21 protein-coding genes are annotated in these 23,483 nt (G+C 54.9%); 6 read left to right on the forward strand and 15 right to left on the reverse strand.

Annotation, left to right across the window (positions count from 1 at the left end; all coding sequences use genetic code 11):
- Nucleotides 1-104 precede the first annotated feature (104 nt).
- Nucleotides 105-1,517, forward strand: coding sequence for a sensor histidine kinase (locus AC2FIT_RS02725; protein WP_496826363.1), 1,413 nt, complete (start codon nt 105-107; stop codon nt 1,515-1,517).
- A gap of 45 nt (nt 1,518-1,562) precedes the next feature.
- Here the strand turns inward: AC2FIT_RS02725 and AC2FIT_RS02730 are convergent, their stop codons facing one another.
- Nucleotides 1,563-2,210, reverse strand: a complete 648-nt coding sequence (locus tag AC2FIT_RS02730) for a class I SAM-dependent methyltransferase (RefSeq protein ID WP_496826365.1) — start codon at nt 2,208-2,210, stop codon at nt 1,563-1,565.
- 87 nt (nt 2,211-2,297) lie between these two features.
- Here AC2FIT_RS02730 and AC2FIT_RS02735 point away from each other — a divergent pair, with 87 nt between their 5' ends.
- The gene (locus AC2FIT_RS02735; RefSeq protein WP_496826367.1) at nt 2,298-3,203 is read left to right on the forward strand and encodes a LysR family transcriptional regulator; all 906 of its coding nucleotides are present in this window, start codon (nt 2,298-2,300) and stop codon (nt 3,201-3,203) included.
- Between the two features lie 156 nt (nt 3,204-3,359).
- Here AC2FIT_RS02735 and AC2FIT_RS02740 read toward each other — a convergent pair whose 3' ends face one another.
- From AC2FIT_RS02740 to AC2FIT_RS02750, 3 genes are all read right to left on the reverse strand, one after another.
- Nucleotides 3,360-4,481: an adenylate/guanylate cyclase domain-containing protein gene (locus tag AC2FIT_RS02740; protein WP_496826369.1), complete on the reverse strand. Its 1,122-nt coding sequence runs from the start codon at nt 4,479-4,481 to the stop codon at nt 3,360-3,362.
- Nucleotides 4,482-4,551: 70 nt separating this feature from the next.
- A complete protein-coding gene (locus AC2FIT_RS02745) occupies nt 4,552-4,959 on the reverse strand; it encodes a universal stress protein (RefSeq protein WP_496826371.1) in 408 nt (135 codons plus the stop codon).
- Between the two features lie 59 nt (nt 4,960-5,018).
- The gene (locus tag AC2FIT_RS02750; protein WP_496826373.1) at nt 5,019-5,468 is read right to left on the reverse strand and encodes a hypothetical protein; all 450 of its coding nucleotides are present in this window, start codon (nt 5,466-5,468) and stop codon (nt 5,019-5,021) included.
- Between the two features lie 642 nt (nt 5,469-6,110).
- Between AC2FIT_RS02750 and AC2FIT_RS02755 the strand changes: the two genes are divergently transcribed.
- Both AC2FIT_RS02755 and AC2FIT_RS02760 read left to right on the forward strand, forming a co-directional pair.
- Nucleotides 6,111-7,331, forward strand: a complete 1,221-nt coding sequence (locus AC2FIT_RS02755) for an APC family permease (protein ID WP_496826375.1) — start codon at nt 6,111-6,113, stop codon at nt 7,329-7,331.
- 45 nt (nt 7,332-7,376) lie between these two features.
- The gene (locus tag AC2FIT_RS02760; protein ID WP_496826377.1) at nt 7,377-8,993 is read left to right on the forward strand and encodes an MFS transporter; all 1,617 of its coding nucleotides are present in this window, start codon (nt 7,377-7,379) and stop codon (nt 8,991-8,993) included.
- On the opposite strand, the gene AC2FIT_RS02765 is transcribed toward AC2FIT_RS02760, so the two are convergent.
- Both AC2FIT_RS02765 and AC2FIT_RS02770 read right to left on the reverse strand, forming a co-directional pair.
- On the reverse strand, nt 8,994-10,586 hold the full coding sequence (locus tag AC2FIT_RS02765) for a trypsin-like peptidase domain-containing protein (RefSeq protein ID WP_496826379.1): 1,593 nt from the start codon (nt 10,584-10,586) through the stop codon (nt 8,994-8,996).
- 174 nt (nt 10,587-10,760) lie between these two features.
- Nucleotides 10,761-11,264, reverse strand: coding sequence for an Hsp20/alpha crystallin family protein (locus AC2FIT_RS02770; RefSeq protein WP_496826381.1), 504 nt, complete (start codon nt 11,262-11,264; stop codon nt 10,761-10,763).
- A gap of 269 nt (nt 11,265-11,533) precedes the next feature.
- Here AC2FIT_RS02770 and AC2FIT_RS02775 point away from each other — a divergent pair, with 269 nt between their 5' ends.
- On the forward strand, nt 11,534-12,838 hold the full coding sequence (locus AC2FIT_RS02775) for a ferredoxin reductase family protein (RefSeq protein ID WP_496826383.1): 1,305 nt from the start codon (nt 11,534-11,536) through the stop codon (nt 12,836-12,838).
- A 212-nt stretch (nt 12,839-13,050) separates the two neighbouring features.
- Here AC2FIT_RS02775 and AC2FIT_RS02780 read toward each other — a convergent pair whose 3' ends face one another.
- The 9 genes from AC2FIT_RS02780 to AC2FIT_RS02820 are packed head-to-tail and all read right to left on the reverse strand — an operon-like array spanning nt 13,051 to nt 22,353.
- Nucleotides 13,051-13,875: a 3-oxoadipate:acetyl-CoA acetyltransferase gene (locus AC2FIT_RS02780; RefSeq protein ID WP_496826385.1), complete on the reverse strand. Its 825-nt coding sequence runs from the start codon at nt 13,873-13,875 to the stop codon at nt 13,051-13,053.
- A 1-nt stretch (nt 13,876) separates the two neighbouring features.
- A complete protein-coding gene (locus AC2FIT_RS02785) occupies nt 13,877-14,761 on the reverse strand; it encodes an intradiol ring-cleavage dioxygenase (RefSeq protein WP_496826387.1) in 885 nt (294 codons plus the stop codon).
- Between the two features lie 39 nt (nt 14,762-14,800).
- A complete protein-coding gene (locus tag AC2FIT_RS02790) occupies nt 14,801-16,558 on the reverse strand; it encodes an FAD-dependent oxidoreductase (protein WP_496826388.1) in 1,758 nt (585 codons plus the stop codon).
- 13 nt (nt 16,559-16,571) lie between these two features.
- Nucleotides 16,572-17,657 (reverse strand): branched-chain amino acid ABC transporter permease, encoded by a 1,086-nt coding sequence (locus AC2FIT_RS02795; protein ID WP_496826389.1) that lies wholly within the window; start codon nt 17,655-17,657, stop codon nt 16,572-16,574.
- Complete coding sequence (locus AC2FIT_RS02800) at nt 17,657-18,520, reverse strand: branched-chain amino acid ABC transporter permease (protein WP_475183544.1); 864 nt, start codon at nt 18,518-18,520, stop codon at nt 17,657-17,659. Before AC2FIT_RS02800 ends, AC2FIT_RS02795 begins: the two co-directional genes overlap by 1 nt.
- Complete coding sequence (locus tag AC2FIT_RS02805; protein WP_496826391.1) at nt 18,517-19,227, reverse strand: ABC transporter ATP-binding protein; 711 nt, start codon at nt 19,225-19,227, stop codon at nt 18,517-18,519. The genes AC2FIT_RS02800 and AC2FIT_RS02805 overlap by 4 nt, the downstream gene beginning before the upstream one ends.
- Complete coding sequence (locus tag AC2FIT_RS02810) at nt 19,227-19,946, reverse strand: ABC transporter ATP-binding protein (RefSeq protein ID WP_496826393.1); 720 nt, start codon at nt 19,944-19,946, stop codon at nt 19,227-19,229. The genes AC2FIT_RS02805 and AC2FIT_RS02810 overlap by 1 nt, the downstream gene beginning before the upstream one ends.
- A gap of 45 nt (nt 19,947-19,991) precedes the next feature.
- On the reverse strand, nt 19,992-21,266 hold the full coding sequence (locus AC2FIT_RS02815; protein WP_496826395.1) for an ABC transporter substrate-binding protein: 1,275 nt from the start codon (nt 21,264-21,266) through the stop codon (nt 19,992-19,994).
- Between the two features lie 25 nt (nt 21,267-21,291).
- A complete protein-coding gene (locus AC2FIT_RS02820; RefSeq protein ID WP_496826397.1) occupies nt 21,292-22,353 on the reverse strand; it encodes a maleylacetate reductase in 1,062 nt (353 codons plus the stop codon).
- A 104-nt stretch (nt 22,354-22,457) separates the two neighbouring features.
- On the opposite strand from AC2FIT_RS02820, the gene AC2FIT_RS02825 reads away from it, so the two are divergent.
- Nucleotides 22,458-23,384: a LysR family transcriptional regulator gene (locus tag AC2FIT_RS02825; RefSeq protein WP_496826399.1), complete on the forward strand. Its 927-nt coding sequence runs from the start codon at nt 22,458-22,460 to the stop codon at nt 23,382-23,384.
- Nucleotides 23,385-23,483: the final 99 nt, after the last annotated feature.

Genomic DNA, 23,483 nt, shown 5'->3' on the forward strand with positions numbered 1-23,483 from the left:
TGCGCGACTGGATTATTGCCAAACTGTGAACCCAATTCCGACCAACTGCGTCCTCATTGTTCCGCTATCGCAGACCTGTGAGTGTCAGAAATGAAGACTTTAGAATGACGGCTATCGATCTAGGGCAGCTGGACCGGTCACCCGGCGAGCCGGAAAACCGGCTTCTGCAAAACATCAAGGACTACACTGCCATGAGCTTTGCGCTTTTGTGGCAGCGACAGGCTATTTTTCTGGCGACGACAATCCTGACCGGGTTCTTTTTCGACCCCATGAACGCATTCTTGTTCTATGGAACGATCCTTGTCTGCGAAGCACAGGACTTGATGCTTGCCAAACGTGTGCCGCGCCTAAAGCCGGACCAGCACAAGGCCATTGCAATGATGGTCGCCTGGATCATCCTGAATACGATCCTAAGTTCATTTGCGATATGTGTTTATGCCATTTCAGTGGCTTTGAAACAGCCTACTGGCGGACATTTTACACCCCTGTTCTTCCTATTCGCCGCAGCGTTGTTTGCAGCGATGAACAATCACCAGTTTGTCTGGGCAATGATTGTGCGCCTGACGATGTACGGTGTTTCGTTCATGGTGATTGTCGTAAGCGATATTTGGATTGTGCGACCCGAGCTTTCCTCTGATCTTTGGTTGCAGTTTTTCACAGTCATTTTTGTCATGTACTTCCTGATCGACTGTTCCTTGGTGTTTCTCAAACTCTACCGCAGAAACCTGGAGCAGCTTGAAAAATTAAAAGAAGAACATGAGAGAACAAAAGCAGCGTATGTTGCCAAATCTCAGTTCATTTCAACCGTCAGTCATGAACTACGCACCCCCCTGACCTCCATCAAAGGCTCACTTGATCTGATCAATTCCGGCGCATTGGGTGAGGTTCCTGACACAATGCAAAACCTTGTTCAACTGGCAAGCAAAAACAGCGAACGCCTCGCTTCACTGATCAACGACGTGCTGGACATTCAGAAAATGGAAGCCGGAGAAATGAGCTACCGTGAGGGCACGATCGACGTACACGAACTGATCCGCGAAGCAATTGCGTGTAACTTGGGATATGTCAGCGCTCATAACGTGGAAATCACCGAGGATATTCGCGGCAAGGACAAGGTCTTTATCAAGGGGGATGACTCGCGGCTGCTTCAAGTGTTGGCGAACATGATTTCCAACGCGGCCAAGTTTTCCTTTGAAGGTGGTACAGTCACCGTCGGCTGCGAAAAAATTGGGACGCATATACGAATTTTTGTAAGAGACCAAGGCGTCGGTATTCCAAAAGGCAGCCGGGAAAAGGTTTTTGACCGTTTCTCGCAGATCGACTCATCAGATGAACGGCACGCGGGTGGCACTGGGCTTGGGATGCATATCTCGAAGGAAATTGTCGAGCATTTTGGTGGCCGAATTGATTATCACAGCGTTCTTGGCAAAGGCTCGGTGTTCTATATTGAGCTGCCCATCCTGAAAAGCAGCGCAGCGGAACCTAACGAACCGGCGCGCGCCATGCAGATCGGTTAGGCGTCGCCGGTATCGTCGAGGTGTTTCGGATATCTGCCAGACCGATCACAGTTTTCGTGCGACTACATAGTGGCTTGTTAGCATTCCGGTCTTATCCCCGGCCTCAGCGATGTCGAAGCCCGCGGTTTTAATTTTCTGTTCAAGAGTGTCTGGGGTAATGAAAGACACAAACGGAGCCTTCCCAATGGCCTGCATCACCGGAATCGCGACCTTGCTAAGCAAGGTGTATTTCCAGCCACCATGCGCAGGGGCGCACACGGTTTTCGAGATGAAAAGACCGCCGGGTTTAATCAGCGCGGCTATGGATGCAAGAGCGCGGTCGAGCTCAGGTAGAAGATGCAACAAGTTATGCGCCAGCACGGCATCGTATGGTGCTTCGGCATTTGAATGATCAGGAACCTCCGCCACTTTGAACGTGACATTTTTCAATCCTTCGCTTGCCAGCTTTTCGTTAGCAATCTCGATCATTCCCGGCGCAATGTCAGTGGCGGTGATGTGCGCAACATCTGGTGCGATCAGAAGGGCCGTCGATCCGGTGCCGCATCCGATTTCCAACACGTTGTCTTTTGGTTCCAGATAGGATTTCGTGCGCGCAAGCGTCTTGAGATACCCGTCCATGTCCCGGATCGGGCTGGACGCATATTTACGGGAAATTCTGCTCCAGAATGCGGCGTCTTTGGGTGGTGCCCCCATTTTATACTCACTTTTATGATATGCAGTGTATGCGCCTGATACGCTGTCCCATGGCTTTATGGAATTGCGTCTGTTTGCAGTAGTGATATGCATAAATGCATGAATTGGGGGGCGATCAACTTTGACTGGAACCAGGTGCGTTCGTTTTTGGCAACGGCCGAAAAGGGGTCTTTTTCTGCGGCCGCGCGTGTGCTTGAGCAATCCCAACCAACCGTTGGTCGTCAGGTTGCTGCGTTGGAGCACTCACTTGGGGTGACATTGTTCGAACGTGTCGGCAAGTCGCTGAACCTTACCAGCGCTGGCGAGGAATTGCTGGTTCATGTTCGGGAAATGGCCGATGTCGCAAATCGGATTTCCATAACTGCGACAAGCCAGTCTAACACCATTGAGGGACAAGTCAGGATAACGGCATCCGACGTCATGTCCGCCTACCAACTGCCGCCCATCATAAAGCAAATACGCGAAATGGCCCCGCGCCTGGAAATCGATGTCGTCGCAACCAACGACCTACGTGACATCCAACGTCGCGAAGCTGATATCGCCATCCGGCATGTTCGCCCGAGCCAGCCGGATTTGATCGCAAAGCTGGTTGCCGAGGCGACCGCGCATTTCTATGCCGCCTCTTCTTACCTTGATCAGGTCGGGCGTCCGAAAACCGAAGAAGACCTCGCCAAGCTTGATTTCGTTGGTTTTGGGGATGTGACAACGATGATTGGCCTTCTTAATTCTGCCGGGATTCCTATCACTGCGCAGAATTTTCGAGCAGGATCGAAAACCGGGATCGTTTCTTGGGAATTGGTGCGCCACGGCCTGGGTGTAAGCGTGATGGCGGACGATGTCGCCGCAATGACAACCGGCGTCGAAAGAGTACTTCCAAATCGTGAGCCCTTTAGATTTCCGATCTGGCTGGCAACGCATTCTGAACTGCATACCGCACGGCGGATAAGACTGGTTTTCGACCACCTGGCCAAGCAATTGCGCAACTACGCATGATCGCCCGACGATGGGTGCGGATACCCAAACTGATCTGCGTTCGACACGAACGGCTTCGGTTGCTGACCAGAGGTTGCGCCGTCCGTGGAAAACGGTCGGAGCCAACGGAAAATCAGTGAAAGCGGCAGTTTTCAGATCACGTCGAAGTCCGTCAGGTCAGTTCGTAAAGACATCAATCTCTCCAATGTTTTTTGCGCGAACGCGGAATTGGCTGCTAAACCGTTGCCTCTGGAACTCGTTTAACTCATCCCAAAACTCCCGGCTGAGTCTTATCCCGCCCAAAACACCATTCCCTTGCACGATGTCATCAGAGTGAGCCTGCTCCAACCTTGCCGCCTTGTTGACTTCGGGACCAATCATCGTGAATTGGTGGCGTGTTGCCGACCCGAAATCCCCGCTGACGACTAATCCCAGGTGCAACCCGATCCGTAACGACAAGGGCTCGTTGCCAATTCTGATTTTTTCAACATTCCGGGCTGCTTGCTCTGCTGCATTAAGAGCTTCGGCGCAAATTGCTGTGGCACTGTTACTTTTGTCTTTCATGACCCAAAACGCCATCAACCCGTCACCGATAAACTTGTCTATGTGACCGCCAGCATCCAGAACCGGCGTCGTTTGTGCGTTGAAGAAACGTTGGACGACATCCGCAACCCGCTCGGGCGCTGTCTTCAACGTGAACCTGCTGAAATTCACCACATCTGAAAACCAGATGACCGCACGTTCAACAACGTAGTCGGCCTGATGCTCACTGCCTGACTGCATTCGGCGGCTCAGGGCGTACTGGTTTGTATAGGCATGAAGAATGCGCGTGTCGTCTGCCAGTTGACGACCCAGAGAAGCCGTCTTTCTGGTGGCGTTCCGCAGCTTGATCGAGATGATTTTTGCGATGTTTCGCCAAATAACACCCGCTTCGGGATGTTCCTCGATTTTCGATTTGTCGATGATCAACACTTCGACGTTGCTTTCGTCGGCGACCAATTCATAAACGCGGCGATATCCGTTCCCTGCCAAATGCTGCTCGCCGATCACTTCATTTCGGTGCCTGACGAACAACGTCTGGTGGTTCAGCCTTACGGCAACCGAACCGGTTACGATAATCCAAAGGCAATCGGCCGGATCACCGGGCTGGCAGATACTTTCACCTTCAGCATACCTGTATGGCCGCGGTTCCAGCGCCAGCGGGTCTTTGACATCGTCCACCAAACCGCAAAGAAACAGAGCTTCCTCATGATCTGCGTTGAGTTTCTTGATCCGGGTAATCGATGACTTGGCAGCCATTTCTTACACTCCTCAACCGCTCTGCAGCTAATGAACTGCTCGGAAACAAAAGCGCGTCACCAACATGGGTTTAGCGGATTACGTGAACCGAGCACTTCGCATGATGAACGACCCTGTTAGCAGTTGTACCCAGGAATATGTCTTCAAAACCGGGTTTGTGCGACGCCAGGATAATGCAGTCGATGTCGTTTTCATTAGCAAAATCGACAATCGCCCTACCCGCATGCCCGGATATGAGATACGCCTTCGCACCGGGAAGCTCCTTGGCGTTTTGATTCAACTGCTCCTGAATCTCATGCCGCGTGCGCGCAAGAACGTCATTCGGAATCTGAGATGCCGCGTAAGCTGGGATCGGTTCTTGGACATGCACGACGGAAAAAACCGCGTCTGCATCAGCAAGCAGGCGCGCTGCTTGAAATGACGCCTGCGTGTCGTGGGCTTTGTCCAAAACAACCGGGACCAGGATGTTTTTGTACATTTGAATTAATCCTTCCTGCTGCCGATGACTTCAGCCTGACTGGTGTGACAACAAAAGCCCTACACCGGTTCAGACTTTGAAGATTTACCAACTTTCTTTGCGGCCGAAGTAACGTCATCAACCGTTTTCTCGACTGCCTCCGCCTCGGTTTCGGCAACATAGGCGGCACAGCGGGTCACGGTTTCGAACCATTCCTGGGCATCCGCAACCAACCGTTCGGCTGAATTGCGCTGCCAATCCGCCATACTCTGCAAGGCTTTCGACGGGTCAGACGGGTTCGCGGATGACGCCGTGCGCGCTGCTTGCAGCGCAGAGCGAACGGCTTCGTGACGTCGTTCGAACCAGTGCTTGGCAAAAACCTCGGTCTCACCGAGCATTTTTTCCTGCGCGTCCCAAAACTGTTCAATCTGCGCGCTGAACGCAGAACTGCCCAACGAGGGCGGCTGCATTTGCTTGAACACGTCGACAAGATTGGTCGGGTAACTTGTGCTGGGCTTCTTGTTTGACATCGAAAGTTACTCCTTATCCGTTGAAAAGGGCATTTTATCATATTCTACGTTGTTGCGTCTTATCTCAGATCAGCGACCATTGTTGTTTGCGTGCCTCGAAAGGACACGGGACGGGTCAGCTATCTTCATTTTCAAAAACTCCCCGCAGATGCGCGATTTTTTGCTCCCACAATACGATGCACCACGACCTTTGCTTCACCATCCGGTACCTCCGGCGAGTTTTGCACCGGGCGATCGTACGAAACCGACACCCCAACGTCGCTGTCAAACATCGAGGCTGGAAAAAGCGAACGTATCCAAAAATTAGACTTGCAGACGCTGCAAGCATCTTGATTGACATAGATCAAAGCGACCAAAACATTCACATAGTGTTATCAGATTGTTTTAAAGTGATCTACGTTCGCTCAGCTATCCCCAAGCAAAAACAACGGCGAACGGAATTGCAAAAGCGTGGACGTTCCACCATGGGGCTCGGCAGGAGTGGGTCCGGGCCCCTTTTTGTTTACCGGCATGCTAATGGCTCATGCGTTAAGGCAAAAATTGCGCGGCGCGGCATTCTTCGGTGTCTTGAGCAACGAAAAGAAAAACGATTGGCAGCAAATTTTCCTTATCAGACTGAACAGCAACCGAAGATTACGTCTAATGAGCACGGGTGAAGCAACGGAACAAAAGCTAAAAAGGGCGCTTACGACTCCGATGCTTACGCTCTACGGGCTTGGGGTAACGGTTGGTGCGGGAATTTACGTGCTTGTTGGTGCAACGGCGGAAATAGCAGGGCCCTATGCTGCATTTTCGTTTGTTGTTGCTGCGCTTGTGGTGTCACTTACCGCGCTGTCCTATGCGGAACTTGCAACGCGCTATCCCGTCAGCGCAGGTGAGGCCGCCTATGTCGCTGCCGGATTTCAAAGGGACTGGATGGCAGTGGTTGTGGGCCTTGCGGTCGCGGCATCAGGAGTGATTTCCGCCTCTGCCATCGCGATTGGCGCCGCATCATACCTGCACGCGTTGACGGGTTTTGGAACACCCCTTCTATCTGTGGGCGTTGTTCTGATTATGGGACTGATCGCGCTATGGGGCATCACTGAATCCGTGTTCATTGCAGCCGTCATTACGATCATCGAAATAGCCGGGCTTCTTTTTGTGATTGGTTGGGGCGTGTCGATAAACGACCCTCAGGGATATGCGGTCACCTCGATGATCCCACCGCTGGAGCCCGGCGCATGGAAAAGTATATTCGCGGCCTCGCTTCTGGCATTTTTTGCGTTCGTCGGCTTTGAAGATATGGCAAATGTAGCCGAAGAGGTAAAAGAACCTACCCGCACAATTCCCAAAGCGATCTTGCTCACACTTGCTCTGGCCACGGTACTGTATCTCGGTACGTCAATCACCGTTTTGAACGTCGTGCCTATCGATGTACTCGCAAACTCTGCGGCCCCTCTTGCATTGGTGTTCTCAGAGTCTCCCGAGACCATCAAAAAAGGCTTTTCCGCAGTCGCAATCGTGGCAACGGTCAATGGTGTCCTGATCCAGATGATAATGGCGTCTCGGGTGATCTATGGACTTGCAGACCGGGGCCATTTGCCGAAAATCTTGGCAAGTGTACCCAAAGCGACCCGCACGCCCGTCGTTGCGACGCTGTTGGTTGTCGCAACGATACTGCTACTGACCCAAACCCTTCCAATCGGGCTTTTGGCAGAACGAACGTCGCAGATCGTTCTGGGCGTGTTTGTTTTGGTCAACCTTTCGCTGATCCTTCTAAAGAGGGCTCCGGCCAAAGCCGAACAACACTTTGATGTGCCTCTTATTGTGCCCGTACTGGGTGTCTTGACCAGTTCACTGCTTTTCGTAGCCGGATTTCTCTGAATAAATGCAACAGACCGCGACTTTAACCAAGCGACTTTAGGGCATATGAACACCGACCATTCTTCCATAGGCACGCAGGTTTCAGCTTGGTGGCACCGGACCTTTGTTGATCTGGCGCAGCAATTGCGGTGGTCTTACCTGCCGCCTTTGATGGTCTATTTTGCTGCTGGCGTTTCTGGCCTGACCTCGGTCGTCGGTGCGTTTTTTCTGAAAGACTATCTAGATTTATCCGCGTCGTTTGTTGCCGGGCTGGCGTTTTGGGCCGGTCTTCCGTGGATACTAAAAATGCCACTGGGGCATGTGGTCGATCTGTTCTGGCGCTGGAAGTCCTTGTTGATCTTGCTGGGCGCTTCGCTGATTGCACTGTCGCTCGTCATAATGTACGGGCTTGTGACCGCGCCAGCGCTTATGTCAAGCACCATGCCGTTGGAAGATTGGTATGTGGTCGCCCTGCTGCTGGCCCCCTCAGGCTATGCAATCCAGGATGTTGTTGCCGACGCCATGACGGTCGAAGCGGTTCCAAGTTTCGACCAGGATGGCCGCCCTTTTACACCAGAGGAAGCCCGCGCGCAGCACACGACCATGCAAACCTTGGGTAGGGTCGCAATAATCTCGGGGTTTGCTGCAGTTGCGGCAGTGAACATCTGGATTTTCTCTGGTGCGGAAGAGCTGCGAAATTCGGATCGGCTTGATCTATATGGCCAGGTCTACCTGATCGCGCTCATCATTCCGCTGCTGTCGGTTAGCGGCGTGGTGCTACACACGTTGATCCAGCGTCAGCGCCGCCTCCGGGGTCACTCAGCACACGATCCCGAAGACGTCACCGAGGTCAAATGGTCGATCTTGCTGGGTGGCCTCGCGTTTGTTGCACTCAGCATAACGCTGGGAACAGCGGAATTCGCGTTTGCACAAGAATCCATTTTTGCGGTGTCCCTGACGGTCATCCTCTACCTCATGTCGCGCCTGCTAAAAGAGCTGGAGCCAGCACAGGCGAAAGCTCTGATTGGGACGGCAACAATCATTTTCGTGTTCCGCGCCGTCCCCCTGCCCGGCCCCGGACTGACTTGGTTTGAAATTGACGAGTTGGGCTTTGACGAACAGTTCCTCGCAATCCTGGCCCTTTTGACATCCCTGCTCGCGTTGCTTGGCCTATTCATCCTGAGGCCCTTCATGGCCAATCGTTCCATTGCCCATGTTGTTGTTGTGCTCACGATCGCTGCGGGTATCCTCGCCCTGCCCAACCTTGCGCTGTATTACGGCGTGCATGAATGGACGGCAGCCCGTACAGGCGGGATCGTGGACGCAAGATTTATCGCCATACTTGATACGGCCGTTGAATCCCCGCTTGGGCAAATTGCGATGGTCCCAATGCTGGCGTGGATCGCGCGCAACGCCCCCACGCAGTTGAAAGCGACTTTCTTTGCTGTCATGGCATCGTTTACCAACATGGCCCTGTCGGCCAGTAGCCTCGGCACAAAATATCTGAACGAAATATTCGTCGTCACGCGTGCGGTGACAAACCCGGAAACCGGTGTCGTAACCTCAACCGCTGATTACAGTGAACTGGGCTACCTGTTGATCACAGTTGCCTTGATCTCTGTGATTGTACCGTTGGTCATGGTTTTGTTTGTCCAAAATTCTCGTTTCCATACGAGCGATTGACTACTGACCTTCCACCTCACCCAGCAGAGCAACGAGACCCGACACTGGTACACCGATATTCGAGCCGCCAAATTCCGGCAGAATCGCAGCATTGATTGCCACGACCTCACCCCTTCGATTCAGAGCCGGCCCCCCACTGCCGCCAGTTGTGGTTTCGGCATCATAGACAACGGAACCCGGATTTGTTCGCGCAACGATCCCGCGACTGGCCAGCGGTTGGATCTTGCCTTCGAAGGAAAGCCGGGATGCGATCGACCAGAAGTTTAGTGTTCCTTCCTTCTCAAGCGTTTGTAGGAATCCCGGCCCGGCCTGCGCGATCAAGGCCTTCAAACCCGTCGGATAGCCCAGCAAGTAAACCTCTTCACCCGCACGCGGCGCGGCATCCGACAACGGCAATCCCAGCCCCTGAACACGGTTGGCATCCACTGACAACAGGGCCAAATCAGCCGTTTTACTATACCTAACCAATGTCGCCTCTATCGGCTCGGCTTCACCCGGCAGGTAGGCCAGTAAATTCAACATCTCCGCCCCAAGACCCGCAGCCTTAAGGGCTTTTTCGCGATCCGCCGAGGTCCAGGGCAAAGCGACATGTCGGTTTGTGACTATCAACGGTACACCCTTAAGCAGAAAACCGGTGCCCGTGAACTGGAACTCAGCAGGTTCTCCGGTTCCATCCGGCTCGATCCACGGTTGCCCGAACGGAGTTTGCAGCTTTTCTCCGTTCGGACCCAAGACGTGCCGCAAAAGCTTCCCACTCTCGATGTGGCGCAATCCGTACGCCCCTTGAATGAAAGCAACAGACCGTGTCGAGGCAGTAATCACCCGAGTTGGCGCGCCTGCTCTTTTCTCCAGCGTCCCAAGCCGCTCTTCGGTCGAAATGACCTGATTTTCAAACGCGTTTCTCAGCGCATTCAGATCTTCCGGTGTAAGCGCGTCCTCTCGGGTCTGCGCAAGCATGACGGCAACGGCTTCGATCTTGCGAGACTCCTCGTCGATACTTTCCGCCAATCTCTGGTCGTTCTGGTACAGCAAGTACACAAGGCCCGCGATAAGAAACAAAGCAGCAAGTACCGTGATCCGGAAAAGGATAGTGGTCTGCGATGCAAGGCGACGCCCACTGTCGCGCAGCGCACCGGACATCCGTTTGGCAAAAGGTCGTCTGCTGGACCTGGCGTATGCGTAGGCGTCACTCAGAATATCTTCGACGGTATGATGCGTGGGAAACAAGTGGTTGCATATTCTGTACCGGGTCATCGGACCTTTTTCGCCAAACTCGATCATGTCGCCATGTCCAAGGCGTTCTGACGAAACCAATCGCCCGTTGACCCATATCTTGTTGCCAGAGAACGCGGTAATCGAATAGCCATCGCCGACCCATTGCAGCGCGGCAACATCGTTGTCATGGGGCGGGTTGTCATCTTTCAGCCGCAGGCTCAGCGCTCTGTTCTCACTAACCGAAACAGTCAGCGCATTGTCGACAAGCCAGATCACGTTGCCCCGTGACGGTCCGGTCAAACTTTCCAAAAAGGCGCGTACGTCACCGCCTTTGACGTCCTGCGGTGGTCTTATTCCATTTGCGTCCGGTTTCCGCATCCAAGTTCCCTGTCAAAGGCTACACTTGCACTTTATCACGCATTCAGGGCGTCTCGAATGCTCTAGTCGCAACACTTCAAATCCGGCTTTGGACAGGGCGACAGATGTCGCCCAATCGAAAGAAGGCCGCCCAATGGCCAGCCTTCTCTACGATCAAATGCCAGAGCGTGAACACTACTTAGAAGAAACCTTGATCTTTCGACTTGGGTCCCGTGGTTCGGTTTTTGGCATGTTTATGTGCAGAACACCCTTGTCGAACGTCGCTGAAATCCCCTCGATGTCGACGTTATCCGGCAGTGTCATGGCACGCGAGAAACTGCCATAACTTCTCTCGCTCACACGCAGGTCGCCCGTTTCGTCATGCGCGATCTTCTTCTGACCACGCAGCGTAAGCCGACGGTCTTTGATTTCGATTTCAACGTCCTCTTCTGTGAGACCCGGCAGTTCGGCCGTCAGAACTATAGCGGTATCCATTTCCTGAACATCAATCGCAGGAGAAATCGCGCCCGTCATGTCCAGAGACGGGAACCCAGAGCGCTGCGCTGCTGTTTCAAGCGGCAGGAAAGGTGGCCCGCCGCCGAAGAACCGCGACATCATGGATTCCATCTCTCGCCGGAAATTGTCCGGGAGGGAATGCGTACCAGCAAAAAGTTGCGGGGTCTTTTTGTCTTCCAGCATTTTCCAAACCTCCTTCGTTTGTGCGACTTCACAGAGGCGATATTATGACTGAAGAAAAAGCCGTGGACCTTGATCTTGCTCAAGCCCAAGCGGCAGATTTTTTGATTACCTCAACCGCAGAGCGTGCCGGAAATTTTGTGGATAATGACTGACCGACAAATAGTAACAAACGGCCGACCAAAGAGGCCCAGATCAACGACTGTGGGCTTCCTGGCTTAGCTAACTCAAAAGCAGGAACCGCCTAGTTTCAGCATATTGGAGCATATTTGATGAAATGGCCGTATCTGGTGCTGGTCTACATGGCGCTGATCCTGGCGCCGCTGGGGTTGTCATGGTCCCTTGATTGGCCGCCGCGATCTTTTCATCAAGAACTTGCATCCGCGCTTGGAATGCTTGCGTTTTCGATAATCTTAATGGAGTTCCTGCTATCCGGACGCTTTAGATTTATCTCTTCCGGTGTTGGTATGGACGTGACAATGCGGGTGCATCAGGTGATGGCGCGCACGGCGCTCGCGTTTGCGCTGTTACATCCGCTGCTGTATCAGGGCACACCCTCTGGCGGTCAACGCCCTTGGGACGTATCTTCCCAACTGACGATTACGACTGACTTTTTTGCGCTGGCTTCGGGGATCGGTGCCTATCTCTTGCTGTTCATTCTCGTCATCTCGGCGATCGCGCGGAAGACACTTGATTACAAGTACGAAACCTGGCGTCTCTTGCATGGTATAGGGGCCTTGTTCCTTGCTTGTCTTTTGCTGCATCACACGGTTTATGCCGGTCGCTACGGCGGGCATCCTGCAGTGGCGTATTTATGGATCGCGATGACTGGCATTGCTGTGGGCACTTTGCTGTATGTCTATATCGCCCATCCTTTGCTTCAAATGCGAAGGCCGTGGCGCGTGGCTTCGATCAATCGGCTGACGCCAAGGCAATGGGAACTCAAGGTCAGACCAGATGGTCACAATGGTTTAACCTTCGCTGCGGGCCAGTTCGCGTGGCTGAATGTTGGTCACAGCGCGTTTTCTCTGCACGAACATCCCTTTTCGATCAGTTCCGCCCCTGACGACAGCCCTGCCATTTCTTTCTTGATAAAAGAGCTTGGCGATTTCACCCAAACGCTGGGACAGATTAAGCCGGGTACGTTAGCTTATCTTGATGGGCCGCACGGAAATCTCTGTGTGGATGATCGCCCTGAACGCGGCATTGTTCTTGTGGCAGGTGGCGTGGGCATAGCACCGTTGCTGAGCATATTGCGCCAAGTCCGTTCGAACGCAGATCAACGCGACATCAAATTGATTTACGGAAATCGTCTGGAAGAGCAGATTGTTTATCGGCAAGAACTGTCCAGGGAAGACACGGTTTTTGTTTTATCTGAACCGCCAGATAACTGGTGCGGGGAAACAGGTTGGATTGACGGCCAGCTTCTGGATCGCACGTTGTGTTCCGAACACTTTGACAACTGGCTGTTTGTGCTCTGCGGGCCGACTGCCATGATGGATGTTGTCGAAGATCACCTTATTGCCAGAGGCACTTCATCACAGCGGATTCTGTCTGAGAGGTTTGACTATGATTGATCCGCTAAGAAATCTACCGGTACGTCGCAAGGTTGAGCTGTCAGTTTGGGTTGTAAATATCGTGGTTTGCGCCGCACTCCTGTGTTTTTCCCTCAGGTAGTCAGCGACCTGTTGGATCATCGCCTGTTTCTGCGCAATGCGGTCGCGCAGCAGGTTTAAATGCAAGGAGCGACGCATCGCTCCTTTGCCATGGTGACCGTGGCGGGTCAGGGTCAAGCCAACCCAAGTATCGCCCGGGCTTGTGCAGGTGTCGCGACCGGGCGCTCGTACTGCGCGCAGATGTTTGCAGTGCATTCGACCAGAGCGGCATTTGACGGGGCCAGAGTATTTCTGTCCATTCGAACGTTGTCTTCCAAACCTGTTCTGGCGTGCCCGCCCGAAGAGATCGCCCACTCGTTCAAAACGATCTGCTGCGGACCAATCCCGGCAGCGCACCAAGGGGCTCCGGGGAAAAGTCTATTCACCGTTTTCACGTAAAAATCGAACACGTCCCGATCAGCTGGCATCGCGTTTTTGACACCCATCACGAACTGCACATAAGGCGTATCCTTTATCTTTCCCTTTTTGTGCATCTCCGCGGCCATTAGAATATGGCTCAAATCAAAGGCTTCGATCTCTGGCTTGACATCATACTCAATCATCTCAGCCGCTAGCCAATCAACAAGGTCAGGCGGGTTTTCATAAACGCGCGTTGGGAAATTGTTCGATCCAACAGATAACGAGGCCATATCCGGCCGCAACGGAAGCATACCGCCCCGTGTCTTGCCGGCGCCGGAACGCCCACCCGTGGAAAACTGGATGATCATACCTGGGCAGTGCTTTTCCAGCCCTTCTTTCAGCCGGGCAAATTTCTCAGGATCGCTCGAGGGCGTTTCATCGTCGTTGCGCACATGGGCATGGCAGATCGCGGCCCCTGCCTCGAACGCTTCCTGCGTGCTTTCGATTTGTTCTTCCACAGTTGTGGGAACGGCTGGATTGTCGGCCTTGGTGGGCACAGACCCCGTAATTGCCACACATATGATACACGGTTCCGCCATTTTACGCCTCTTTTGGTGCGAGTACAAAGTCGAACTCAACATCCCAATATGGCCCGTCAAAGCCAACCTCTTTTGACCGCGCCGGGTCATCGACGCGCTTGAATTCAGCGATGAGACTTTGTTTGACCCCAAAAACCGCGTCAGAGTCTATGTACTCGTCGTCGGGGTCAAAAATGTGGGTTGTCAGTTCATCAAACCCTTCTTTCGAGACGATATAGTGCAGATGCGCGGGCCGGTAGGTGTGTCGGCCAAGACGATGCAACAGGTCGGCAACCGGGCCGTCATCTGGGATCGAGTAGTTCTTGGGCCGAACAGCGCGGAACCAATAGGTCCCGTCAGCCCCGGTCGTGAAGACGCCGCGCAGGTTGAAATCTGGCTGAATGCCCTTTTGCTGGACGTCGTAGAAGCCGTCATCATTGGCTTGCCAGACATCAATCTTGACGCCTTCCAGCGGGTTCCCATCCACGTCGGTAACGCGCCCGCGAACGACCATGTCCTCGCCCTTCTGGTCCAGGCAGATATTGTGCCCCATCTCATATTCCGGCGCGCCGCCCACATGGAAGGGGCCGAGCACGGTGTTCTCTGACGCTCCGGTAGGACGGCGCGAGTTTACGGCGTCCACCAACATCGACACGCCCAGCACGTCAGAAAGCAGAATGTATTCCTGCCGCCAGTCATCGCACATGTGCCCCACCTTGGTCAGGAACATGATCGCCTCGAACCACTCCTCCTGTGTGGGTTCAATTTCTTTTACGGCTTCATGGAGCTTGCGGATAACAACCTCCATCACCTGTTTGAGCCGTTCGCTTTCCGCATTCTTGTTGCGCGCAGAAACAACCTCGGCCGAGTTTTCCTCGGTAAAGTATCCCAACTCATGCGTTTCCATAGTAACCTCCAAACCTGTGTAAGCTTGATCCGACTTCGCTCAGCGCGAAAGGATTGCGCTCAGCGCGCGTCTTAATTCGGCTTCGGCATCGGCGGGCAGTTCTGCGGAACGCCACGCGACGTGTTGATCGGGACGAACCAGCAAACAGCCGGTATCTGAGATTTCGGATGCTCTTGCCCAATCCCCTGTATGGTCAACATAGGTTTGGCGCGGCCCGATGACATGGCACCGAATGGGCATTCCGAACTCAGCGGACACGGCCCGGGCCGCTGCCACCCACGCTTCGCCACCTATGCCGGTGAAAATTGTGAACTCTCCGCGACCGCACAGATCCAGCGTTGAATGCTGGTTGCCCGTGTCATGATCAAAAACCCAGACATGCGGAATGCGCGCACCCGGCCATGTTGTCGGCTGATAATGCAGCTCGGCGTCTTTTTCGAAGCCGGGATCAGGTTGGCCGTCTTTTTCAACCGCGCAGGAGTCGTAGCGTTGGTTCATTTCGACGCCATGCGCATCAAATTCATACTTCTTGAACGCAATGGCCTCGCGGATCGCCTGCCGCTGAGCCTGTGCGTCGGGCGTCGAGCCGGTGCGTGCCTCAAGATTACTTTGCATGACCTCTGGATCAACCCCTTCGGCCATTCCGAGCGCTTCAAAAATGGGTCCGAATTCGCCAATAGACTGATTGGCCCGCGTCACAATTTGCTTGGCAACCGGCGTGCGTTCTTCGCTGTAGCTGTCCAGCAACTTTGCCCCGGCATGTCCTTTCAGGACAGCAGCCAGCTTCCACGCCAGGTTAAAGCTGTCCTGGATCGACGTGTTCGAGCCCAACCCGTTCGAGGGCGGGTGACGATGCGCCGCGTCGCCCATGATGAACACACGATCCTTCTGCATGTGTGTGGCGTACATGTTGTTGACGGTCCAGGTGTTGGCGCTGATCAGCTCGATCTCAAGCTCGGGATCACCAACAAGCTGGCGTGCAACCTGCGTTGCCATGGCCTCATCGACCTCGGGCGCTGGTTGATTGATGTCATAGCCCCAGACAATCAGCCATTCGTTCCACGGCCTGACCATCCGCACCAATCCCATGCCGATACCACCCACATTCGCGCCAGGTTGCATAACCCAGTACAGCACCGACGGGCGATGCGCGACGTATTTGCTGAGGTCAGCGCGGAACAGAATGTTCATCGACCCGCCGACACCCATCTGCCCCTCGAACGGCAGACCCGCGTGTTCGGCGACAAGCGAGTTACCACCATCGGCGCCCACCAGGTATTTCGACCGCACCGTGAGGGTCTCACCCGACAGGCGATCAAGACACGTGGTCGTGACACCGTCTTCATCCTGTTCGTGGCTCAGGTACTCGGTGCTCATCCGTGCCTGCGTGCCACGGCGGCAGGCAGTGCCAAACAGGATAGGTTCCATGAAGGTTTGCGGCAGGTCATTCATCATGGTCGGGCTGGACAGCAGATGTTCAGCTTTCGAAAGCGGGTGATTGCCCCAGCTTTTCATCCGCCCGATTTCTTCACCGGCCAGGCTTTCGCAGAACACGTTTTCACCCATCAGATCCTGATGTGCGGCATGCATGTAGGCTTCGGCCTCAACCTCGTGCCCGAGATCCCGCAAAACCTCCATCGTGCGCTGGTTGGTTATGTGCGCCCGCGGTGTATTGGCCAGCCAGCGATAGCGGTTGATGACCATATTCTCTATGCCATAGCTTGCCAGCAAAGCCGCCGTGGCTGATCCCGCCGGGCCAGTGCCAATGATCAAAACATCTGTTGTGATGGTGGCCATGTTGCGCTTCCTTCTATTTGTCAGTTTTTGATGTGTTGGCGCCGTCTTGCGGATTGGTCAGCACAAGGCGACGGCGTACGGGAAACAGTTGCAGCCCGGTTTTTTCGGAGATCAGCCCCCACAGACCGCGCGGAGCAAAGAGCATGACCACGATCCCGATCAGCCCCAGAACCATAAGGTACCAAGAGCCGTAATCCGCCAGCAGACTTTGCAGGATAAAAAACACGAGCACGCCAAGGATCGGACCTTCGATTGTGCCGATCCCCCCGATCACGACGATGAAGATTACGTAAGCCGTCCAATCGGTGACCGAGAACGCGGCGTCGGGCGAAATGCGGACCTTTTGAACATAGATCAATGCTCCGGTCAGGCCGGTTCCAATTGCTGATACAAGGTAGACCAGCCATTTCATCCGCGCCGCATCAACGCCAACCGATTTGGCGGCTTCGACATTGTCGCGCACAGCAGCCAGCGCCAGACCGCGCTTGGTTCGCAGCAACCAATAGATTCCAGCAATCGTGGCAATCACCAACCCAAGGGCCAACCAATATGTCAGGATATCCCGCGCGGCAGCCCCACGGACATCAAAGGTGGCCTGTATCCACTCGGTCGCCCACATCTCACGCGTTGCCGTGCGCGGCAGAGAGGTGCCGGTGCCTCCACCCAGCAGCTTCCATTGGGCGACCAGCAGGCGCATCACCTCGGCGATCACCCATGTGCCGATGGCGAAGTACGCCCCTTGCAGGCGGAAGGCAAAGAACGCCGTGGGAATGGCGACAATCAAGGCCGCAACTCCGCCCAGAAGGATCGCGGGAACCGGGTCCATCCCCCAAAGGATCACGCCGCCGAACATGGCGTAAGCTCCCATGCCGACAAAGGCCTGCTGACCAACGGAAACAAGACCACCATAGCCCGCAAGCAGGTTCCAGAACTGCGCCAGCACCAGCATCGTGAAGATGAAAAACAGGTCCTGGATCAGACCCCTGCCGGCAAAAGCCGGAAGCAGGATGAACACTGCGATCAAGGCAATGCAGACTGCCCCTGCGCTGTACGAGGCGCGCGTTTGCGTCTTGACGCGATACATCGAGATATCAGCCATCAGTCCACAGCCCTCGGAAACAGACCTCTGGGTTTGATCAGAAGCACGATGAGAAAGGCCAGATGACCAGCGAGGATTTGCCATTCGGGATTAATCGCGGCGCCCAGTGTTTGCGCGACACCAATGATGACACCGCCCACAAGCGTACCCCATAGGCTACCCAGTCCACCGATGATCACCGCTTCGAACGCATAAATCAGGCGTGCAGGGCCGATATTGGGGTCGAAGTTCGCCCGCATTCCTAGGTAAAGGGCCGCCAGCGTCACCACCAGCATCGCAATCGCTGTTGCGGTGGCAAATATGCGTTCCGGACGGATTCCCATCAGACCGGCGGTAACGGCATCATCCGATGTGGCACGGAAGGCTCGACCCAGTTCGGTACGATAGAAAAGCTGGTTGAGACCCACGATCACAAGGATTGCCGAAGCAAAGGTCAGCAGCGGCAGCACACCCAGGTTCAAACCGCCTAGCTGAACCGAGGCCGTGGCGATCTCACCGGCTGGCAGCCGTTGGCTATCTGCCGAAAACCCTTCCAGTAAAGCGTTTTGCAAGACGACAGACAAGCCGAAGGTGACCAGCAAGGGCGGCAGGATATCAGGCCCAAGCACCCGGTTCAGAACATGCCGCTGCAAGGCCCAGCCGACGCCAAACATGATCGGTGCGGCGATGATTGCTGCCAGAAATGGGGAAAGTCCCAGCAGCGATACAAGCAGAAGGATCAGGTACGCGGCGAAGATGATCAGGTCGCCGTGGGCAAGGTTGACCAGCCTCATGATCCCGAACACAAGGCTCAGCCCGGCGGCGAAAAGCGCATAAAGCCCGCCCAGCAGCACACCCTGAATGATGGTGTCGATCCAGATCATATGGTGGCTCCTCCAAAATAAGCATCATGGATGGCCTCGCGGCTGAGCGTGTCCGCTGCCCCCTCGAGGGTGACACGGCCTTCCATCATACAGTAGACGCGATCCGAGACCTTCATCGCTTGCCCGATATCCTGTTCGACCACGATCAGGCTGGCCCCTGCGCCCTGAATGCGGGGGACGGCGGCGTAGATGTCCCTAATGACCACGGGGGCCAATCCAAGGCTGATTTCGTCACAAAGCAGAACGCGCGGATTGCTCATCAAGGCACGGCCAATCGCAACCATCTGCTGCTGACCGCCCGAAAGTGCGGTTCCCGGATGGTTTCGGCGCTCTTTCAAGATCGGGAACAGGTCGTAGACAGTTTCAAGAGACCAATGTCCCGCGACTTTCCGGCCATAGGTTCCAATAAGCAGGTTTTCTTCGACACTCAGCGAAGGAAACAGCCGGCGGCCTTCGGGTACCATTGCAACACCGCGTGCCATGATCTCATCCGCGGTCAGGTGGCCGATGGGCTGACCGTCAAACTGCACCTGATTGGTTTCATTGATCAAAACGCCTGAGATGGATCGCATCAGGGTCGATTTTCCCGCGCCATTTGCACCGATGATCGCAACGGCCTCGCCCTCTTCCAGACGGATATCCACGCCGAACAAGGCCTGAAAATCCCCGTAAGAAGCCGTCAGCGCATGGGTTTCCAGCAAACTCATCAGACTTCGATCCCCAGATAGATTTCCTTGACTTCGCGGCTGTTCATGATCTCGTCCGGGTCACCCAGGCCAATTACCTTGCCGAAATCCAGAACCAGAAGCCGCTCGACCACGGATGTCAGCGCATGAAGGACATGCTCGATCCAGATGATCGTCACACCGCTGGCGTGCAGGCTTTTGATTGTGTCAATCAGGGCAGTGCACTCAGCATCCGTCAGCCCACCGGCGATTTCATCCAAAAGCAGCAGCTTTGGACGGGTCGCCATCGCCCGCGCCAGTTCCAGACGCTTGCGTTGCAGCAGCCGAAGGCCACCTGCGGGGTTATTCGCCTCCTCCGACATTTCTGTTTGTTCCAGAATTCGCACGCAGTCTTGTTCGACCTCGTGCTCTGACTTGCCCTGCCCGTGTGTTGCCGCGACAAGCAGGTTTTCAAAGACGGTCAAGTGATCGAAAGGCTGGGGAATCTGGAAAGAGCGCCCAATCCCCGACAGGCACCGCTGCATCGGCGGAACGCGGGTCACGTCAGCGCCATCGAAATGGATCGACCCCGCATCAGAGGTTAGGTTTCCGGTAATCAAATTGAACAGCGTCGATTTACCGGCGCCATTGGGACCAATGATCCCAAGCGCCTGCCCCGCCGCGACGTCAAAACTGACGTCGTCTGCAACCGTCAAAGCTCCAAAGCTTTTCGAGACGTTTCTAAGTGAAAGAATTGTCATACCGGTATTCCTGCCCCGGAAACCGGGGCTTTGGTTTTGAAATGATCAGGAGATTTCTTCCATGACGCCGGCTGTTGGAATCTCGGGCGCAGAAGAATTGTCGACGATCACAAGGTCGTAGCTGCCATCGTCAAGCAATCGCCACTGCCCACCGACCAACGGCGTTTTTGCGACGTTCTGTGCGGCAAAGGGTGGCAGTCCCGCGCCATCAAACGCAATCCGGCCAACGATCGACTCCAACTGCGTTGCGGCAATTGCTTCTGCCACGGCGTCTCCGTCACCGGCGTCATCGACGCGGCCCATGACATTGGCTGCCATTTCGAACAGCGCATGTACAAAACCGATGGGTTGGGTCCATTGCCGGTTAGTGGCGGCCATGTAGCCTTGTGCCAGTTCCGCCGAACTCGACCCCGTCAACGAGGAGGAGAATGGATGCGTCGGAGACCACCATACCTCGGAACTCAGGTTATTGCCTGCGGCGCCCAATGCCTCGACCGCTTGCGGAAACAGGATCGCCTTGCCGATGCTTGCGGCTTTGGGTGTGAACCCTTGCTGTTTGGCCTGGCTCCAGAACGTTGTGAAATCAGGCGGGATCGGAACGCCGGTTACGATTTCAACATTCGCCTGTCGGAACGCGTTGATCTGGGCCGAGAAATCGTCGGTCAGGTTTTGATAACGCCCCGGGTCCGTCAGGGTGTATCCCAGCTCGGACAATACGGGCGGGAAGCCAACATTCGGATCACCCCAGGCGTTGCCGTCACCGTCGTTGGGGAACAGGCCGCCAACTTGTTTGTTGGTCTCCAACTGTCCCCACATTGCAGTGAAAACTGAAATCACATCTTCCAGACCCCAGAAGAAGTGGTAGGCGTAGTAAAAGGGCTCCCAGCTTGACGGGTCGCCAGGGTTGCCTTGCTGCCCGATGAACCACGGCTGCCACGGGGCGACGGTTGAAATGCACGGCATCTCTTCAGCCTCGCATGTCGCGGCAACGGGGTTTGTTGTTTCGGGCGTTGAGGCGACAAGCATCAGGTCAATCTCATCATCCACAATCAATTCACCCGCGACATCCGCGGCCCGGTTCGGGTTTGATTGGCTGTCTTTGACGATGACTTCAAAATTCGCGCCAGCCTCTGACGCGGCAAAGTTGTCCAGAATGAATTTGTCCGCCTCGGAAAACGCAGCCAGCGGCCCGGACTGAGGGCTGACATATCCGAGTTTGATTTTTGCCCCCTGCGCGATTGCAGGTGCGGCCAGTGCGCCAGCGGCAAGGCCAAGGCCGGTTGCAGCGCTGGATTGTAGCAGTTTGCGTCTTGTGATCATGTGTCCCTCCCTTGACACGGTGAACTCAAATGCCCGGGGCGTTTCCAGCCCAGGCGTTTTGCAGCAGCGCCCGCAACCCATCAGCGGTTATTGGCCGTGGGTTCCAATACGGGTTCCTGAGTGCAATCTCGGTCGCGCGATCCAGATCGGCTTCGGAAATTCCAAGATCCTTCAAAGCCATTGGCGCGCCCATTTTCTTGGCAAAATCCCAAAGCGCCTGCCCTGGCTCGCCACCATCCAGTATTTGCGAAACTGGCGTCAGCAGTTCAGGCACACCCACGGCGTTGTAAGCAATGGCATGCGGCAGAACGATTGCGTGGGTTTCGGCATGCGGCAAGTTGAAAGAGCCGCCCAGCGTGTGACAGAGCTTGTGATGCAGCGCCATTCCGACCTGACCAAGAACGGTGCCGCAAGCCCATGCCCCACGTTGCGTTTCTTCTCTCGCCTTTAGATCGCCTGGGTTTTCGACAACGTTTGGCAAACCCTCGGCAAATGCTTTGAGACCATCAACGGCAAGTTCGGTCGTCTGATCCGTGCGGTCCTTGGCGTACAGCGCTTCGGCTGCGTGGGCCATGGCGTTCAAGGCGCTGGTCACGGTCATCGCGGGCGGCAGTGACGCGACAAGTTCGGGATCGTAAAGAATGACGCGCGGCAGAACCTTCGCATCTGTCAGGGTTGTCTTTACCCCACCCTCTGTCTGTCCCAGGATGGGGGTGGCCTCACTGCCGGCATAGGTTGTTGGGATCGCGATCTGCGGCAACCCGGTGCGAAGGGCAATTGCCTTACCCAAACCGATGGTTGAACCACCGCCAATTGAGACAACGCTATCGGCTTGAATGGACAGGGCATGCTCAACCGCTTCTTCGGTCACGTCGACCGGTGTGTGCATTGTTGCACGGGTGAAGACGCCCGACGCACGATCACCAATCGCGGTCGCCAGTTCCATCGCCATATCCACCTGCTGAGGTGTCGAAAGCACAAGCGCTTTTTCAGACCCCAGCTCTGACAGCTCGGAACAAATGTCGTTACGCAAACCAACACCAAACCGGACCTTCTGACCATTGATGCTGGTGATGCCAAATGCCATTGAAGTTCTTCCTGACGTGCGCGGACTCATCGTGTTAGGGAAATCCTAGCAGGTTGCGAATTCACTCTTGATCGAATTTTGGACGATCAATATAACTTTGGGTTATGAAGCTCGACCCAAGACATCTTGAAATACTTGCAGCTATTGTTGAATCCGGCGGGTTGACCGAAGGCGCCGCTTTGCTGGGCAAATCACAGCCAAGTGTTTCACGAAGCGTTTCCTTGCTGGAAGACCGCGTGGGTGAGCCCCTGTTCCTTGCCGCCCGACGACCGCTTCAGCCTACAGAACTTGGACTGGCGCTTGCCCAGGAAGGCAAAAGGATTCTTGAGGCTGGCCAACACGCCAGCCGGCTGGTGGATGAGCACCGTCAGGGGCTGTCCGGCGCAGTCCGGGTTGCGGGCACGCCGATCTTCATGGATGGTGTAATCTCTAGTGTTATCGCAGAATTCCAGGCCGAGCATCCAAACATCCGGATTGATCAGTCATATGGCTACCCCGCCGAGCTGTTATCCAAGATTTCCAACGAAACGCTTGATGTGGCAATTCTTCCAATTCGGCCAGCCGACCTGTCAGAAGAGTATGAGTTCCGGCAAATCCTGCCCGGCAGAAACGTCATTGCCTGCCGTGTCGGTCATCCATTGGCGCGCAAAACCGAAGTAAAGCTTGAGGACATCACCGACTATTCCTGGATTGCTCCGCCAGCGAACAGCCCGCTATTCCGCGACCTGCGGAACACGTTGGACGGCATAGGTGTGCGGGAACTGAAGATCAGTTTCACCGGAGGCTCGCTGAGTGCTGTTGTTAACGTTCTGGCGGGATCAGATTCACTGACAGTCCTGCCATTTTCGGTCGTTTTCATGATGCAACGGCAGAATATGATGACATTCCTACCGATTAAAATCGGAGACCCGGACCGCCATTTAGGGTGTGTCATGCGTCGCGATCGCCGGATGTCGGCAACCTCCAACCGTTTTCTGGCTTTTGTCGAACGGAAGTTCGAACTGCTGGACCAGTTGATATGCAAGGCTTGACGCGCGTTTGCGTTAGCGTGTGCACCGCTGCCGGGTGGCAAAGGGTCTTTCAAATCGGGCAGATCGCGCGTTAAAAGTGGAAGCAACAGACATCCAGCA

The organism is Ruegeria sp. YTSA135, assembly GCF_059610165.1.

Bases quoted from the DNA above. Each gene is read 5' to 3' on its own strand.
- AC2FIT_RS02760 (WP_496826377.1), top strand. From the start codon at position 7,377: ATGAACACCGACCATTCTTCCATAGGCACGCAGGTTTCAGCTTGGTGG.
- AC2FIT_RS02815 (WP_496826395.1), bottom strand. From the start codon at position 21,266: ATGATCACAAGACGCAAACTGCTACAATCCAGCGCTGCAACCGGCCTT.
- AC2FIT_RS02795 (WP_496826389.1), bottom strand. From the start codon at position 17,657: ATGGCTGATATCTCGATGTATCGCGTCAAGACGCAAACGCGCGCCTCG.
- AC2FIT_RS02740 (WP_496826369.1), bottom strand. From the start codon at position 4,481: ATGGCTGCCAAGTCATCGATTACCCGGATCAAGAAACTCAACGCAGAT.
- AC2FIT_RS02820 (WP_496826397.1), bottom strand. From the start codon at position 22,353: ATGGCATTTGGCATCACCAGCATCAATGGTCAGAAGGTCCGGTTTGGT.
- AC2FIT_RS02775 (WP_496826383.1), top strand. From the start codon at position 11,534: ATGAAATGGCCGTATCTGGTGCTGGTCTACATGGCGCTGATCCTGGCG.
- AC2FIT_RS02735 (WP_496826367.1), top strand. From the start codon at position 2,298: ATGCATAAATGCATGAATTGGGGGGCGATCAACTTTGACTGGAACCAG.
- AC2FIT_RS02755 (WP_496826375.1), top strand. From the start codon at position 6,111: ATGAGCACGGGTGAAGCAACGGAACAAAAGCTAAAAAGGGCGCTTACG.
- AC2FIT_RS02725 (WP_496826363.1), top strand. From the start codon at position 105: ATGACGGCTATCGATCTAGGGCAGCTGGACCGGTCACCCGGCGAGCCG.
- AC2FIT_RS02770 (WP_496826381.1), bottom strand. From the start codon at position 11,264: ATGCTGGAAGACAAAAAGACCCCGCAACTTTTTGCTGGTACGCATTCC.
- AC2FIT_RS02800 (WP_475183544.1), bottom strand. From the start codon at position 18,520: ATGATCTGGATCGACACCATCATTCAGGGTGTGCTGCTGGGCGGGCTT.
- AC2FIT_RS02825 (WP_496826399.1), top strand. From the start codon at position 22,458: ATGAAGCTCGACCCAAGACATCTTGAAATACTTGCAGCTATTGTTGAA.
- AC2FIT_RS02785 (WP_496826387.1), bottom strand. From the start codon at position 14,761: ATGGAAACGCATGAGTTGGGATACTTTACCGAGGAAAACTCGGCCGAG.
- AC2FIT_RS02810 (WP_496826393.1), bottom strand. From the start codon at position 19,946: ATGACAATTCTTTCACTTAGAAACGTCTCGAAAAGCTTTGGAGCTTTG.
- AC2FIT_RS02765 (WP_496826379.1), bottom strand. From the start codon at position 10,586: ATGCGGAAACCGGACGCAAATGGAATAAGACCACCGCAGGACGTCAAA.
- AC2FIT_RS02780 (WP_496826385.1), bottom strand. From the start codon at position 13,875: ATGGCGGAACCGTGTATCATATGTGTGGCAATTACGGGGTCTGTGCCC.
- AC2FIT_RS02790 (WP_496826388.1), bottom strand. From the start codon at position 16,558: ATGGCCACCATCACAACAGATGTTTTGATCATTGGCACTGGCCCGGCG.
- AC2FIT_RS02805 (WP_496826391.1), bottom strand. From the start codon at position 19,227: ATGAGTTTGCTGGAAACCCATGCGCTGACGGCTTCTTACGGGGATTTT.
- AC2FIT_RS02730 (WP_496826365.1), bottom strand. From the start codon at position 2,210: ATGGGGGCACCACCCAAAGACGCCGCATTCTGGAGCAGAATTTCCCGT.
- AC2FIT_RS02750 (WP_496826373.1), bottom strand. From the start codon at position 5,468: ATGTCAAACAAGAAGCCCAGCACAAGTTACCCGACCAATCTTGTCGAC.
- AC2FIT_RS02745 (WP_496826371.1), bottom strand. From the start codon at position 4,959: ATGTACAAAAACATCCTGGTCCCGGTTGTTTTGGACAAAGCCCACGAC.